The organism is Paenibacillus sp. BK720 (genome assembly GCF_011761545.1).
Classification (GTDB): domain Bacteria; phylum Bacillota; class Bacilli; order Paenibacillales; family Paenibacillaceae; genus Pristimantibacillus.
This window is the reverse complement of sequence record NZ_JAASRQ010000004.1, coordinates 405,706-421,707: the sequence shown is the minus strand read 5'-3', so window position 1 is coordinate 421,707 and position 16,002 is coordinate 405,706. Positions and strand designations below refer to the sequence as shown.

Genomic DNA, 16,002 nt, shown 5'->3' with positions numbered 1-16,002 from the left:
TATGCATCTAGATGAACTTGTATTTGTTTTTATGATTGTCCTGCTTGCAGGCTTTGTGCAAGGATTGACGAGCTTTGGATTTGCTCTAATCTCCATGCCGCTGCTCGTGAAGCTGATGCCGATGCAGCAAGCTGTCCCGGTTGTTGTTGTATTAAGTCTCTTAACCAACATTGCCGTGCTGTACAGCAGCCGGAAGCATATCCGAATCAGGCAGATTTGGCCGCTTCTGGCCGCGAGTTTACTCACGGCACCACTTGGAACCTATGCCTTGCTATATGTTCCGGCGAATGCGCTGAAGCTTGGGGCAGGCTTGCTCGTTGCCGTCGTATCCATCCTGATGCTGAGCGGAAAAAGCTTTCCGCTCGGCCGGCTGGCTTATGCGCCGGTTGGCGCGGCAAGCGGCTTTTTGAACGGAAGCATCTCGATGAGCGGGCCTCCGGTGGCATTGTTTTTAACCAACCAAGGCCTAGACAAGATGACCTTTCGGGCCAACATTACGGCTTACTCCTTAATCCTGAATATCATTACGATTGGGACGTATATGTACGAAGGACTGCTTAACGAGGCGTCTATGGAGACGGCAGGCTGGGCGGTTCCGGCGCTTATTATCGGGGTTATTATTGGGATCAAGGCGGTTGGCCGGCTGAATGACAAGCTGTTCAAAACCATCGCGCTTTGGCTGATCCTGATTACCGGAATATGGACAGCGGTCGGCGGACTTATCGGCTAACAGCAGCTAAACAAAAAAACCTTGAAGGTGTGGCGTCTAAGCTTGGCGCTTCTGCCTTCAAGGTTTTTTCTCGACTGCTTCTTTTGATACATCGCTTGGTCTGCATCCGTAATCAACTGTTTCAGACTGGCGTACCGGTCTTGAGTGGAGCTTATGCCAATACTGGCCGATAGGCTGACGGGCTTGCCCTGAACAAGAAACGGATCCGGGAAAGCGGCGTTGATTTTGTCATGTGCCGTGCGAATGCTGTTATCCTCGCTTAAGTTCTGGAAGCAGTTAATAAACTCACCGCCTCCATACCTGACGATCCGGTCGCTGTGCCTGATTTGCTGCTTCAGGCGTTTGGCGATTTCAACCAGCAGCAGGTCTCCAAACTTATGTTTAAACTACCTTATTGATTAATAAATATATTAATTCAATTATAAGAGAATTCGTTCTTGAATTATTTCATCGGCTGATGTTTAATAAAGATATTGATTTATACATTTATCACGAGGTGATTCTTTAATGACGAACCGTGCAAAGATGATCGTAGACAAGGATTTTATCGTAGGCGAAGTAGATAAACGAATTTACGGCTCTTTTATCGAGCATTTGGGACGTGCGGTATACGGCGGTATTTACGAGCCTGAGCATCCGTCGGCAGACGAACAGGGCTTCCGTTCGGACGTGCTTGAACTTGTAAAAGGATTAGACGTACCTATCGTCCGTTACCCGGGCGGCAATTTTGTATCCGGTTACAACTGGGAGGACGGCGTTGGTCCGGTTGCTGACCGCCCGAAGCGTCTTGAATTGGCATGGCGCACAATCGAGCCGAACCTCGTAGGCTTTAACGAGTTTGTGGACTGGTGCAAAAAAGCAAACACCGAAGCGATGATGGCCGTTAACCTCGGCACCCGCGGACCGGAAGAAGCCCGCAACCTGATCGAGTATTCCAACCATGCCTCCGGCTCCTACTGGTCGGATCTTCGAATCAAGCACGGATACAAAGATCCGCATAATATTAAAACCTGGTGCCTTGGCAACGAGATGGACGGCCCTTGGCAAATTGGCGCAAAGACAGCCGTGGAATACGGCCGCATTGCGAATGAAACGGCTAAGATCATGCGCTGGGTGGACCCAACGATTGAGCTCGTGGCCTGCGGAAGCTCGGGCCTTGGCATGCCAACCTTCCCGGATTGGGAAGCAACCGTGCTTGATCTGACGTACGATAACGTTGATTACATTTCGCTGCATCAGTATTATGGAAATAGAGACAAGGATACGAAGAACTTCCTGGCTCAATCGTTAGGAATGGATTCCTTTATTCAGACGGTTATCTCCACGGCCGACTATGTGAAAGCGAAGAAGCGCAGCAAGAAAAACATTAATCTCAGCTTCGATGAATGGAATGTATGGTTCCACTCCAACGAGAGCGACCGCAAGATCGAGCCGTGGTCCATTGCACCGCCGCAGCTGGAGGATATTTATACGCATGAGGACGCGCTTGTTGTTGGCTGCATGCTGATCAGCTTGCTAAAACGCGCCGACCGGGTTAAAATGGCTTGTCTCGCACAGCTTGTTAACGTCATTGCGCCGATTATGACCGAGAACGGCGGAGCGGCATGGAAGCAATCCATCTATTATCCGTATATGCATGCAAGCCTGTTCGGCCGCGGCACGGTATTGGTTCCTTTGCTCAAATCCGATAAATACGACTCCAAGGATTACACCGATGTGCCTTACGTGGAAGCGGTAGCCGTTCATAACGAGGAGCTTGGAGAAGTAACCGTATTTGCGGTTAACCGCGATTTGGACAATGCGAGAACGTTTGACATCGATCTTCGCAGCTTTGGTTCCTTCCGCATAGTTGAACATATTGTCCTCGAGAATAATGATCTGCAGGCCGTTAATACGGCAGCAAATCCGGATAACGTGAAACCGCATGCGAACGGCAATGCAAAGCTTGAACAAAACGGCACGATTGAAGCTTCTCTTAGCAAAGCTTCCTGGAACGTCATTCGAATTAAACTTCAGTAACAGGATGTGAAACATGTTAATCAAAGCGGATACCGATCAAGCCTGGCTTCCGCTTTATGAAGCGCTGGCTAGTCCTGTGCGATTAAATATTCTGGATCTTCTCGCCGGTGCAGCTGAGCCAATGAATGTCAAAGATCTGGCTGCAGCGCTTGGTCTGAGCAGTGCCATCGTAACGATGCATGTCCGCAAGCTCGAGCAGGCGGGAATTATCCAGACGAAGATGGTCAGAAAACAGGGTGGCACGCACAAAATTTGCGAAATTGCAGCCTCCCGCATCCAGATTGATCTGCCTCAGCCCGGCTTTACTCCGAAGAAAACGCACGAGATCAGTATACCGGTCGGCCATTATACCGAATTTGAGGTGTATCCGACCTGCGGTATCGCAACAACGGAAAAAGTTATTGGCCAATTCGATGACCCGAGGTATTTCCTCGAGCCGGAGCGGATGAATGCCGGCATTCTATGGTTCGGCAAAGGATACGTGGAGTATCGGATACCTAACTATCTGCTGCCGGGTCAGCACCCCGAGGATCTCGAGATTGTGCTGGAGATCAGCTCCGAGGCGCCGGGTTACAATGAGAACTGGCCGTCGGACATCGTATTTACCCTAAACGGCGTCCGGATTGGCATGTGGACCAGTCCCGGCGATTACGGAGCCGTAAAAGGGAAATACACGCCAACCTGGTGGCAGGATTTCGTTAATCAGTACGGTCTGCTCAAGATTATCCGCGTCCAGAAAAACGGTACCTTCATCGATGGCCAGAAAATTTCGGATGTCGGAATCGACCAGATTGGATTGAACCGCAATCAGTGGGTATTCCGCCTCGCCGTCGAAGACAACGCCGCCCATGTCGGCGGCCTGACGTTGTTCGGCAGAGGCTTCGGCAATTACAATCAGGACATGATTTTCCGTGTCCACTATTTGGAGTAGGGCTCGCGTGGTGGTGTCGCTACAGAAGTAAATGTTCTTCCGATCGCTGTGCTTTTCCGGTTACCTGAACTGGTTGTATGGGTAGGAACCGGAAAAGCAAGGCGAACGCTACGCTTCTCCCGAACATTTACTTCCTCCGCTCCAAAGTCGCTCGCCCCTGTGGGTGGGCCGTTTTGAAGGACTGCTGATGACCCAGCAGTCCTTTCTTTATTGGCTGTTCCTGGGCTGTTAGCCAGGAACGGTAGGCGGCAGCAAAAAGGGCTGACCCATGGGCTTTTAGCCTTGGGTTCAGCCCTTTTTTTGGTTGCGTGGCGAGCCGGGAAGGCGCGGAGGAAGTGAATGTTCTTGAAAAGCGTTAGCGCTCGCCTTGGCTTTCGGGTTCCTACCTTGAAACCTCTTAATGAGGGAACCCTAAAGGCACAGCGATTAAAAGAATATTCACTTACGCAGCGACGACCGACAGCGAGCCGCACCACACACAAAAACGGGCTGTACCCAAGGGTACAGCCCACTTTTTTAGCCCTCCAAAAGAAGGGTTTCCGGATCTTCCAGCATTTCTTTTACTTTTACAAGGAAGCGTACTGCTTCTGAGCCGTCAACGATACGGTGATCGTAAGTGAGGGCGATGTACATCATCGGACGGTTCTCCGAACGTTCTGCGTCGATCGCTACCGGACGAAGCTGGATTTTGTGCATACCCAGGATGCCGACTTGCGGAGCGTTCAGGATTGGAGTCGACAAGAGCGATCCGAAAGTACCGCCGTTAGTGATGGTGAATGTACCGCCTTGCAGCTCTTCCAGCGACAGCGAGTTATCGCGTGCTTTTTTAGCCAGGGATACGATCGATTTCTCGATCTCTGCGAAGCTCAGGCGATCCGCATCGCGCACGACAGGAACAACCAGACCTTCTTTAGCCGATACCGCGATGCCGATATCGTAGTATTGTTTAGCGATAATATCGCCGTTGTTGATTTCAGCGTTCAGAAGAGGGAACTCTTTCAACGCGCCAACAACCGCTTTAGTGAAGAAGGACATAAAGCCGAGACCAACCTCGTGTTTGTCCAGGAACGATTGCTTGCGGCGTTTACGAACGTCCATGATCGCTGTCATATCCACTTCGTTGAACGTAGTCAGCATAGCTGCCGTATGTTGTGCTTCAACGAGGCGATTAGCGATAGTCGCGCGGCGGCGGGACATTTTCGTACGCGTGTAAGGCTTGTTCGACGTAAATTCAGGTTGAGCAGCTTTTGCAGCCGGTGCCGGTGCTGCCGCAGGTGCAGGAGCCGCCGGACGAAGCTCAACGCGTCCAAGCGTCGATTGCGCTTCGCTGATGTCGATGCCTTTTTCTCTTGCAAGCTTGCGGGCTGCAGGAGAAGCATTCAGGTGGCTGTCAGCCGCAGGCGCCGGAGCAACGGCTACCGCTGTAGCCGGAGCAGCAGCTGGTGCTGCAGGAGCCGGAACGGCTGCCGGTGCAGGCGCTGCTTCAGCTGCAGGTGCAGCCGGCGTTGGAGCGGCAGCGCCGCTGCCAGCTCCGATTGTGCCGATCACTTCACCGATTTCAACGGTGTCGCCTTCGTTTTTCGCGATTTCTTGCAGAACGCCGTCTTGCTCGGCGCTGATTTCGATGTTTACTTTGTCTGTTTCAAGCTCAAGAAGCACGTCGCCTTGTTTAACGGCGTCTCCTACTTTAACGACCCATTTGGAGATGGTGCCCTCCGTAATTGATTCACCCATTGCCGGTACGATAATTTGTTGCACGTGAGCTTACCTCCCTGTGTTATATGTCAACGACGGACTATACTTTAAAGTTTGCAATAAAATGTGCTGCTGCTCGAAGCTGTGTACTTGCTGGAAGCCGCTTGCCGTACTGGAGCGTTCCGGACGGCCGATGTAGCTTACGCTTGCAGCGGCTGGCGCGATCTTGCGCAGACGAGGCTCCATGTAGAACCACGAACCCATGTTTTGCGGCTCTTCTTGTACCCAGACGATTTCCTTCAGATTCGGCAGGCGTTCGATGATCGCTGCGATTTCTTTCTCAGGGAACGGATACAGCTGCTCGACGCGTACGACATGCAGCCAATCCAGCTCTTGATCGCCGTTTTTCTCGATCGCTTCCTCAATATCGATGGCCATTTTGCCAGTCGCGAGAACGAGGCGTTCTACGCGGTCCGGCTTGGCGCCAAGACCTTTTTGCTCGATAACCGGTTTGAACGAACCGTTGCTCAGCTCGGAAATTTCCGCAGCTACGCGAGGGTTGCGGATCAAGCTCTTCGGTGCCATGATGATCAGCGGACGAGCGGCATCGCTTTCCGTGATCGAAGCCTGGCGGCGAAGCAGGTGGAAATAGTTCGCTGCGCTGGACAGGTTCACGACCGTCCAGTTCTCTTCGGCGGACAACTGCAGGAAGCGTTCCAGACGAGCGCTGGAGTGCTCCGGACCTTGACCTTCGTAACCGTGCGGAAGCATCATGATCAGGCTCGATTTTTGCTGCCATTTTGCGCGGCCGGCCGAAATGAATTGATCGATTAATACTTGCGCAACATTCGTGAAGTCGCCGTACTGCGCTTCCCAGATAACCATGGTTTCCGGAGCGTGTACGTTGTAGCCGTATTCGAAGCCAAGGACAGCTGCTTCGGACAGCGGGCTGTTATGAATCGCAAACGACGCTTTCGCTTCAGGCAGGTGATGGAGAGGGCAGAACGTGTCGCCAGTCTCGGCGTCGTGCAGCACCAGGTTGCGGTGCGCGAACGTTGCGCGTTCTACGTCTTGGCCGCTGATGCGGATCGGCTTGCCTTCTGCAAGGATCGATGCGAACGCAAGCGTCTCGGCATGGCCCCAGTCCATTTTCTCGCCGTCGTTTACAGCCGTTGCGCGGCGTTCCAGGATACGCTGCAGCTTCGGATAAACGGTAAAGTTCTCCGGCCACTTCAGCAGGTTGGCGTTGATCTCGCGAAGCGTTTCGACCGAGATAGGAGCTACCGCATCGCCTGTTGTCAGATCGTTAGGCAGGCCTTGCGTCTGATGAACCGGCTCTTGACCCTCGCGGCTCTTCATTTCCTCGTAAGCGGCTTTCAGACGGCCGATAACTTCTTGCTTCAGGCCTTCCGCTTCCTGCTCGGTAATCGCGCCTTCCGCAATCAGTTTGTCCGTAAAGATACGGCTGACCGTCGGATGAGCTTTTACCTTCTTGTAAATCGTAGGCTGCGTTGTTTCCGGATCGTCCGTTTCGTTATGACCGTATTTACGGTAACCGATCAGGTCGATCAGGAAGTCCTTTTTAAACTTCGTGCGATATTCGCTTGCCATGCGAGCCGCCGCGATTACCGCATCCGGATCATCGGCATTGACGTGAACGATCGGGATTTCGTAGCCTTTCGCAACGTCGCTTGCGTAATGCGTCGAACGGGAATCATGGCTTTCGGTAGTGAAGCCGATTTTGTTGTTGACGATAATATGAAGCGTACCGCCATGCGCGTAGCCGTTAAGCTGCGACAGGTTCATGGTCTCCGCCACGATGCCTTCGCCCGGGAAAGCGGCGTCGCCGTGCATGATGATCGCTGCGGCGAGATCCGTGTTCTGCTGCGGATAACCCGGAGCCGTGCGGTCATCCTGCGCCGCGCGGGTGAAGCCGTCCACAACGGGGTTAACGTACTCCAGGTGGCTCGGGTTGTTCGCCAGCGTAATGCGGGTCTTAACCGTTTCGCCGGTACCGATCGAACGGTTCGCGCCAAGGTGATATTTCACGTCGCCGGTCCAGCCGTAGTTAATGCCGATGGAGCCTTCGGACGGACTCATTTTTTTGTTCGTTGCATTATGGAATTCGGAGAAAATCTTGCTGTACGGCTTGCCGAGCACATGCGCCAGAATGTTCAGGCGGCCGCGGTGAGCCATGCCCATCAGAATATGTTTAACGCCGTCATTGGACAGCTCATGAACCATCTCGTCAACGAGGGCCACGAGAACGTCGTTGCCTTCAACCGAGAAGCGTTTTTGGCCGACGAACGTACGCTGCAGGAAATCTTCGAACTGTTCGGCTTCGAACAGCTTCGTCAGAATCTTCTTGCGTTCCTCCGTGCTGAGCTTCGTTCCAGGATTTTCTTTCTCTACGCGTTGCTTCAGCCATGCGCGTTCTTCTTCGTTATGAACGTGGCTGAACTCGTAAGCGATTGTTCCGGTGTAAGCTTTGCGAAGCTTCTCGATCGCGTCCCAGCCGTTCTTAACGTCAGCAGGCGCTTTCGTCCAGACAAGCTCTGCCGGCAGGGCAGCCAGGTCGGATTGCGTCAGGCCGTAGGTTTCCAGTTCCAGCATGTTGGTGCTTACTTTCGGACTGATACCGAGCGGGTCGATATCCGCAGCTAAATGGCCGAAAGCGCGTATGTTCCATACAAGCTTACCAGCCGCTACTAGGTTTTGAAGGACTTTGGCATCGATAGCCGCGCCGCCGGAGGCTTGCGCGTTTACGATTGGTGCCGCCGTTTGCCCCGCGTATTGAGGCGGTTCGCCATATTGCTCGAACAGCTCGCGGTACTCGGCTACGACGGATTCGGGATTTTGCTTAAACAGTTCGTATTGTTCTTGGACATAACCAAGGTTGGGCCCGTAATAAGAAGCCCAGGGATCTTGCTTGTGCAAATTGCCAGATGACATGACAGATACCTCCGTCTAGGATTTTGAAGTTCAAGGGACGGAAATTAGAACTTACTTATGAATCCATTATAGTATAAACAGGCCTTAAAACTTAAATAACGAATATGTATCATTATTATCTTGAATATAGATTGATTCGGCTTGGCGAGCGGCATTTTTCATTCTTATTATGCTCATATCGGCAATATCCAACACGTTAGCGCCGCATATAGCTGCCGTTATCTTTTAAAGCGCATACATTTTCGAGAACGATCTACCTTCTTGTCATGCCAAGCGAATAGAAATTTACCCCGCGAGCCGCTAAAAATATCCCTATTTCGCGCTGTTCAACCCCTATAATGGAAGGGGATGGACATATTGATAAGCGGGAGTGAGGAATCGTGAACGTATCAATTGGAGGCTATTCGTTTAACAACACCTATCTGGAAGGGAAGATGGATGTATTTGGCTATTTGGAAACGGTCAAATACCGCTACAAGCTGAATGTTGCCGATCTTTGGAACGGCTTCTTTATAGACCGCGGCACGGGGCCGATCTATCAGCTTGCCGAGGAGAGCTATATCCGCAAAATCCGCGAGGCACTGGACGAGAAGGAAATGTCGGTGGTCAACTTCGCCGTCGACGGCGCCCATCTATGGGACCCGGACCCGGAGGTTCGGAAACGGCTCCATGATAACGCCCTTGTGCATTTGCGAGCATCGGTTATTCTTGGCGCGAAGACCGTCCGGATGGATACCGGCGGCAGCTATCATGAAGTGGAGACGATGACGGAGGAGCAATTCGATTATACGGTCCGGACGTACCGGGAATTTGCGCAATTCGCGTCGGACAACGGTTTCGTTATCGGCCCCGAGAATCATATGGGCGCATCGCTGCTGCCCCGCGAAATGAAACGGATCGCCGAAGCGGTCGACCACCCGGCCTTTGGCTTCCTTGTCCACCTCGGACGGTGGAAGGCCGATCGGGAAGAGGGCGACAAGCTTGTTGCGCCGTGGGCCTACCATACCCATTTCGACGAAAAAACCGCCGTATCCGGCGATGCCTTGAATACGATTGCAACGTTGAAGGATGCGGGTTACAAGGGCTATTGGGGAATTGAATATAACGCGCCGAAGCGGCAGTACCTGGAGACGGAGAGACTGCTCGGCATGGTGAAAAAGCTGCTTGCGGACGAAGCTGATTTAAGGAGTGAAGGGTAATGGAGACGGTTAAGATCGGGATCATTGGCGTTGGCCAAATCGGCAAGCAGCATATCGAGAAGTACCGCCGGGTCGCGGGCGCCCAGATTATCGCGGTATGCGACGTAAACGAAGCGGAGGCCGGAAGGGTAGCCGAGCAATACGGAATCCCGCATGTGTACTCCGATTACCGCGAGCTGATCGGGCGCGAGGATATCGTGGCGGTTGATGTCTGCCTGCACAATAACTTCCATGCCCCCGTTACGATTGCCGCGCTGCAGGCCGGCAAGCATGTGTATTGCGAAAAGCCGATCGCCGGCACTTACGAGGACGGCAGAAGAATGCTGGAGGCGGCGGAGGAAACGGGCAAGCTGCTGCATGTTCAGCTTTTTACGCTGTACGGCAAGGACACGAAAGCAGCCAAGACGCTGATTGACGGCGGCAAGCTGGGCAGGCTGTACCATGCTCGCTCCACCGGCTTCCGCCGCAGAAACCGGCCCTTCGTGGACGGTTACGGCACGCCGTTTTTCACCCGCAAAGAAACCGCTGCCGGAGGAGCTCTGCTCGATATGGGCGTCTATCATGTGGCTCAGCTGCTCTACCTGCTTGGCAATCCGGAGGTGGAACGCGTCTCGGGCAAAGTCTATCAGGAAATGGCGATGCTCGAGGAACGCAAAACAAGCAGCGGGTTTAACGTGGAGGAGCTGGCGACGGGCTTTATCCGGTTCAAGGGCGGCTTAACGCTTGATCTGATCGAAGCTTGGTCGGTTCATATGGGCGGCTTTGAGGGCAGCAGCATTCTTGGCTCGGAGGGCGGTGTCAGATTGCCTAACGGTCTGCCCGGCGAGGGCTCCCAGCCATTCAGCTACCATAGCACGGTATGCGACATCGATATGGACAGCACGATTGACCTGGACATGATGGATTTGCGCTGGCATAGGCTCCGCGAGAATGAAGACGCGTACGATTCCTCGCAGCATCACTGGATTGCGGCGCTGCAGGGCCGGGTTCCGCTGCTGCCGACCGCAGACATCGCCTTGCGTACGATGCTGATCAGCGAGGGTATTTATTTATCGGAGGAGCTCGGCCGCGAAGTGACGGCGGAGGAAGTAATCGCAAGGTCAAGCTCAACGGCTATTCCCGTCTAGGCTGCAAAGAAAGCGGTGATGGACAACATGAATGAGATAGAAGGAAAGACAGCGAGGAGAAGCTATCGCTTTATCAAGGCGTTCAACTTTTTCAGCTACGGAACGATAGCGGTCTACAGCACGTTTTTTGCCCTTTATTTGCAGTCGATCGGAATTAATCCGCTCAAAATCGGGGCGCTTATGGCAGGCGGGCCCATCGTGTCGCTCATTGCCAATCCGTTATGGGGGTATTTGAGCGACCGGACCCGCAATATCCGGCTGATCCTCATTCTGATGCTGGTTGGCAATCTTGCCGCGATGCAGCTCGTATTTTTAAGCGATTCCTACGCGTTTATATTTGGCTGCATGCTGCTGTTTTTCTTTTTCCAGATGCCGTTGTTCTCGCAGAGCAACAGCCTGATCCTGAACAGTATCGAAGGGACGCGCCACAAGTTTGGCGCTTTCCGGTTATGGGGCTCCTGCGGCTGGGCGATACTTGCTTTGGTTACGGGGCCGATTCTCGGGCAGATCGGCATCAGCCGGCTATGGCTGGTTTATACGGTTATGATGCTGGTCGCGATCGGGTTCGCTTTTACCCTGCCGAGAGGATCCTCTCCAAAGACGTCCCAGAGCGTAAATTACCGGCAGATGCTGGGCAACAGGGTGTTTCTTGTGTTTCTCGTAATCGGGCTTCTGATCTCGATTCCGAACTCGATGAACACAACGTTTATCGGATTGTATATGACGGAGCTTGGCGGGCACACGGATCTGGTGGGCTGGTCGGCTTTTCTGTCTTCCGTCTTCGAAATTCCGGTGTTCCTGCTCTTTGACCGGTACTTGTCCAAGCATGCACGGACGATGGTCAGCTGCCTGATTCTCGTCAGCCTGCTGTATGCGCTGCGCTGGTTCCTGATGGCGGGAGCGGGCAACGCGGAGCAGATTATTTTCATCCAGGCGCTGCATTGTCTGACGTTTGGGGCCTTCTACTATATCGGCACGCAGCTGACGGCGCTTATCGTTCCCAGCGAGCTGCGGGCATCGGGGCAGGCGGTTTATGCTTTGACATGGGGCGGCTTATCGGGGATTGCCTCCGGATTTCTTGGCGGTTATCTGTTCCAGCAAATCGGGCCGAAGTCCATCTATTGGACGGGAGCGGGCATGGCATTAATCGGGCTGGTCGGGTTCGCCTTGCTTTACCTCTATATGAAGCTGACGGCGGACAAAAAGTCGGAGCAGGAAATCAGCTTTTAGCAACCTTTCCCGCATGACCTTCGTCCATAACTTTGAACAGCTGTTCATTATCGCAGCTTAGAGGATGAAGGAGGACATACGAATATGAAAAAACGCATCACTGCCGCGGCGATTTCCGCCGCCGTCTTGTTCGGAGCGTTATCCGGGCAGGCGCTTGCGGCCGATGATTCCGGCTTTACCGACATCGCCGGCACCAGCAGCCGCGCGCAAATCGAAGCTCTGCAGGAGCTTGGCATTGTGAAAGGGGTATCCTCTTCGGAGTTCCATCCGGAAGAGAATCTCACGGGAGCGCAAGGGATTGAGCTGATCGTCCGGACGATGCAGTTAAGCCTGGCTGCCATTGATTTCAAACAAGCTCCTACCGCGGAGGGCTTTTTCACCCATGTGAAAAATGACGCCTGGTACGCGGAAAGCTTCGTCATCGCTCACTACAACGGACTCGATCTGCCGGCCGACATCGACCCGAACAAACCGCTGACCAGAGAAGAGTTCGCGCATTATCTCGTTCAGGCCCTTGAGAAAACCGGCCAATATCCGCTCGTTAAGATGTATATCAACATCCAGGACGAGAAGGATATCACGGTGGATTATCAGGGAACGATCCAGCGTGCACTGCTGTATAAGATCGTAGCGCTTGACGCCGACGGAAATTTCCACCCGCAGCAAATCGTAAACCGCGCGGAAGCGGCTGCCATTCTTTTTGCGGCTCATGAATTTGTCGAGACGCATAAGGATAACGGCGAAGCCGGAGCTCCTGAAGAACCGGCGGCTTCGGCGCCGGCGACGGCGTTGGAGTAAAAAAAGGCAGAGGCTGTCCATCCGACAAGAAGTCGGCGGACAGCCTCTTTCTTTTATCGCGCCGCAACGAGGAATTTCATAGTATAATAGGAGCATCATGTGTCCCATAGCGACGGCATTTACGCGCAATTGTTGTGGGCAGCTGGAGAGAGGAACACGAATGACGCAAATTAAAGATCTTCGCAATCAGGACGATTTTACCGGCTTCTATTTGCTTAAGGAGCTGGAAGTAAAGCAGACGAATGCAACTACGCCCAAGGATTATTTTGATATCGTACTTGCCGACGGCACCGGACAGCTGGGGGCCAAGTTCTGGGATGTCTCTTCGCAGGACAAAGAAACCTTCTTCCCCATGGGCCTCGTTAAGGTTCAAGGGAATGTCCATTTATACCGCGAGAAGCTTCAGATCAAAATTTCGCGCATGCGCCCCGCCGGCGAGGCAGACGGCATCACGCTGACGGATTTTATCCGTTCGGCGCCGGTTGCTTCGAATGAACTTATCGATACGATTCATAAAGCGAAGGACAGTATTCAAGACACGGAGATTAAGGCGATTGTCACTTATTGCGTGACGAAGGTGGAGGAAAAGCTGACGCATTACCCGGCAGCCAAGACGCATCATCATGCGTATTTTGCCGGACTTGCTTACCATATGGCGAGAATGCTGGAGATCGGGGAATTTCTGTGCAGGCAGCGCCCGTTCCTGAACGCCGATCTGCTGAAGGCAGGCATTATTCTTCATGATATCGCCAAGCCCGAGGAGATGATCGCGCAGCTTGGCATCGTATCCGACTACAGCCTTTCGGGCAAGCTGATGGGACATATTTCGCTGGCATCGACATGGATTACGGAGGCGGCCATCCGCTGCAATATTGATTTGGATTCGGAAAAAGTGCTGGGATTGCAGCATATGGTGCTGTCTCATCATAATCTGGGAGAGTGGGGGAGTCCCGTTCAGCCGCAAACGGCGGAGGCCGTGGCGCTGCATCATATCGATGCGATGGACGCCAAGCTGCAAATGGTCGAGGATGCCCTGCAAACAACTCCGGAAAGCGAGCCATGGACGCCTGTTGTCCGCGGACTGGAGAATAAACCGATCTATCGGATGAAGCTGTAATTATAAAGGGTAATGGGGTGAAAGACGGGTGCTAGAACACCCGGCACTACCGATGACCGATAACTTGCAAACGACTCAATATAAGCAATGCGTGCATTGCCTGGAGCAAAAGCCGGTGACGGATTTTCTCCGCCGCACGGGCAGACGTTCGGGACCGGCTTCGCGGCGCGGCGCCTGCCGCAGCTGCCGCAAGACAAGAGGCCGGATTACCGCTCCGGTTATGGTATCTATTGCAAAACATAAGGATGTGGCTGCCGCGCCACTGGTTGTGCCCGCGGCGGTTGCCGCCTTGCCGGCAAACCAGGCTGAGCCTGCTGCCGTGCCGGTTGCTGAGCCTGATGCGGCAGCAGCTCCTGCCGCAGCGCCAAAGCGGCCTAGACCGTCCAAAGCTCCGGCACGGACTGCCGGAGCTGGCGGGAAATACCGTCCGAGTCCGCTTCCGGCGAATTATTCGCCGACGGATGCCACTCTGCTGCGGACGACGCGCAAAGGGACGGTCTGGATGCGCGGCAAGACCGATAAAGGACGGCGCTGGCATCAGGAGATTGATCTGGAGCTTGCGGTAACGCTCGTGAAGGAGAAGGCCGCCGTTATTGTGAACCGAACCACGATTCGGCGCTTGTTCAGCAATAAGGATTTCCGGATCTACATCCTGACAAGGGATAATTACACCTGCCATTTCTGCGGACAATACGGCGATACCATCGACCATATGCTGCCGCGGGCAAAGGGCGGCCATACGACGCCGGATAATTGCGTATGCGCCTGCAACGAGTGTAATCAATCCAAAGCGGATAAAGACATTGACGAATTCATGCGGGAGCTTTAAGTAGGGTGGAGGTGTGCGGAGCCTGCCGAGTCTGGTACTCGGGGCTTCGCGCACCTCTTTTATTTTTTGCTTAAAGTCCCTAGGGGAGCCTTAAGCTTGCTGAAAAGCAGCACTACGAGGTACTTAAGGCCCTTTAGGGACTTTAAGTGAGCAGGAAGGTGCCGGAGACGTGCCGGAAGTGCTGGTTAATCAATAACTAAGGACACAAGGGATATACGTGAGGTATAGGCAGAAACAGTGAAAATGCGCTGCCTCCCAAATAAGACCCTGACCGGCTTCGGAGGGTCTTATTCGCTGTGAACTTTTCCAAACGCTTTAGAACAAGCTCCAATCCAGTTCGCGCGACAGGGTCTCAAGCAGATGGACGCCCGCGATGCTGTTGCCTTTGGAATTAAGAGCCGGACCAATTACCCCGATGCCAAGCCTTCCCGGCACCATCGTGAGGATTCCGCCGGATACGCCGCTTTTTGCCGGAAGCCCTACCTGGATGGCGAATTCGCCCGACGCATTGTACATCCCGCATGTAATCATAAAGGTCTTCGCGATCTGCACATACCGGCGGGGGATCAGGGAGGCACCGGTTACCGGATCGGTTCCGTTGTTTGCAAGGACCAGCGCCATCCGGGCCAAGTCGCTGCATGTCACCTGAATCGAGCAATGACGGAAGTAAACATCCAGCACGTCCTCGACTTGCCCCTCCAGAACGCCGTTATCTTTCAGCAGATAGGCCATTGACCGGTTCAGATTGGCGGTATCCGATTCCGATTTATATACCTCCATGTCGTACGTTAACGTATCATTGCTTGCAAGGGCTTGGAAAAAGGACAAAACGCGTGCGGATTTCTCAGCCGAATTCCGGCCGTTAATCAAGGAAGAGATAGCAATAGCGCCGGCGTTAATTAGAGGGTTAAACGGGATACCGGGACGGACAAGCTCCAGCTTGAGCATGGAGTTGAAGTTGTCGCCGGTCGGCTCCATGCCGACCTTTTGGAAGACGGCTTCCTCTCCGTTGTCCATTAAGGCGAGAATTAGCGTAAATACTTTGGAGATACTCTGCATCGTAAAAGAGAGCCCGCAGTCGCCAGCCGAAACTGCATGCCCGTTCGTATCGATCATGTGGATGCCAAGCGCATGCTGCGGAGCTTTGGCCAGCTCCGGAATATAGGAAGCCGTCTTGCCGTAGGCGGAACGGACCTTGCTCGCCTCTACCCAAACCGGGAGCTGGCGGTTTAATAATTCGATTTCTTGCGCAGTAAATGACATTGCGGGTTCCTCCCTTCCAAGCCTGCCCGAGACGAAGCGTGAGCTTTCGAAGCTGTTTTTATTTAATTATATTTCATATTCCAAATTGCGAACAGTGCGAGCGAATCTCTAG

12 protein-coding genes and 1 pseudogene are annotated in these 16,002 nt (G+C 53.4%); 9 read left to right on the top strand and 4 right to left on the bottom strand.

Annotation, left to right across the window (positions count from 1 at the left end; genetic code table 11):
* Position 1 precedes the first annotated feature (1 nt).
* The gene (locus tag FHT67_RS17405) at positions 2–730 is read left to right on the top strand and encodes a sulfite exporter TauE/SafE family protein (protein WP_167200276.1); all 729 of its coding nucleotides are present in this window, start codon (positions 2–4) and stop codon (positions 728–730) included.
* On the opposite strand, the pseudogene FHT67_RS30685 reads toward FHT67_RS17405, so the two are convergent.
* Positions 727–1,101, bottom strand: a pseudogene (locus FHT67_RS30685) (GGDEF domain-containing protein); the annotation flags it as partial. The gene FHT67_RS17405 and the pseudogene FHT67_RS30685 sit on opposite strands and share 4 nt — an antisense overlap.
* A 136-nt stretch (positions 1,102–1,237) precedes the next feature.
* On the opposite strand from FHT67_RS30685, the gene arfA reads away from it, so the two are divergent.
* Both arfA and FHT67_RS17390 read left to right on the top strand, forming a co-directional pair.
* Positions 1,238–2,749 carry an arabinosylfuranosidase ArfA gene (gene arfA, locus FHT67_RS17395; RefSeq protein WP_167200273.1) on the top strand — a complete coding sequence of 504 codons (1,512 nt, stop codon included), beginning with the start codon at positions 1,238–1,240 and terminating at the stop codon, positions 2,747–2,749.
* A 13-nt stretch (positions 2,750–2,762) separates the two neighbouring features.
* A complete protein-coding gene (locus tag FHT67_RS17390) occupies positions 2,763–3,680 on the top strand; it encodes an ArsR/SmtB family transcription factor (protein WP_132307739.1) in 918 nt (305 codons plus the stop codon).
* 516 nt (positions 3,681–4,196) lie between these two features.
* Here FHT67_RS17390 and odhB read toward each other — a convergent pair.
* On the bottom strand, positions 4,197–5,438 hold the full coding sequence (odhB, locus tag FHT67_RS17385; RefSeq protein ID WP_132307737.1) for a 2-oxoglutarate dehydrogenase complex dihydrolipoyllysine-residue succinyltransferase: 1,242 nt from the start codon (positions 5,436–5,438) through the stop codon (positions 4,197–4,199).
* Positions 5,439–5,444: 6 nt separating this feature from the next.
* Positions 5,445–8,327, bottom strand: coding sequence for a 2-oxoglutarate dehydrogenase E1 component (locus FHT67_RS17380; protein ID WP_167200270.1), 2,883 nt, complete (start codon positions 8,325–8,327; stop codon positions 5,445–5,447).
* A 380-nt stretch (positions 8,328–8,707) separates the two neighbouring features.
* Between FHT67_RS17380 and FHT67_RS17375 the strand changes: the two genes are divergently transcribed.
* The 6 genes from FHT67_RS17375 to FHT67_RS17350 all read left to right on the top strand — a co-directional run bounded on the left by FHT67_RS17375 (position 8,708) and on the right by FHT67_RS17350 (position 14,627).
* The gene (locus FHT67_RS17375) at positions 8,708–9,526 is read left to right on the top strand and encodes a TIM barrel protein (RefSeq protein ID WP_167200268.1); all 819 of its coding nucleotides are present in this window, start codon (positions 8,708–8,710) and stop codon (positions 9,524–9,526) included.
* Positions 9,526–10,653: a Gfo/Idh/MocA family protein gene (locus tag FHT67_RS17370; RefSeq protein WP_167200265.1), complete on the top strand. Its 1,128-nt coding sequence runs from the start codon at positions 9,526–9,528 to the stop codon at positions 10,651–10,653. Before FHT67_RS17375 ends, FHT67_RS17370 begins: the two co-directional genes overlap by 1 nt.
* Before the next feature lie 27 nt (positions 10,654–10,680).
* Positions 10,681–11,883: an MFS transporter gene (locus tag FHT67_RS17365; protein ID WP_243867275.1), complete on the top strand. Its 1,203-nt coding sequence runs from the start codon at positions 10,681–10,683 to the stop codon at positions 11,881–11,883.
* 84 nt (positions 11,884–11,967) lie between these two features.
* The gene (locus FHT67_RS17360; RefSeq protein ID WP_167200260.1) at positions 11,968–12,681 is read left to right on the top strand and encodes an S-layer homology domain-containing protein; all 714 of its coding nucleotides are present in this window, start codon (positions 11,968–11,970) and stop codon (positions 12,679–12,681) included.
* Between the two features lie 160 nt (positions 12,682–12,841).
* Positions 12,842–13,798: a 3'-5' exoribonuclease YhaM family protein gene (locus FHT67_RS17355; protein WP_132307725.1), complete on the top strand. Its 957-nt coding sequence runs from the start codon at positions 12,842–12,844 to the stop codon at positions 13,796–13,798.
* 52 nt (positions 13,799–13,850) lie between these two features.
* A complete protein-coding gene (locus FHT67_RS17350; RefSeq protein ID WP_167200724.1) occupies positions 13,851–14,627 on the top strand; it encodes an HNH endonuclease in 777 nt (258 codons plus the stop codon).
* A gap of 315 nt (positions 14,628–14,942) precedes the next feature.
* Here FHT67_RS17350 and glsA read toward each other — a convergent pair whose 3' ends face one another.
* Positions 14,943–15,890: a glutaminase A gene (gene glsA / locus FHT67_RS17345; protein ID WP_132307723.1), complete on the bottom strand. Its 948-nt coding sequence runs from the start codon at positions 15,888–15,890 to the stop codon at positions 14,943–14,945.
* Positions 15,891–16,002 lie beyond the last annotated feature (112 nt).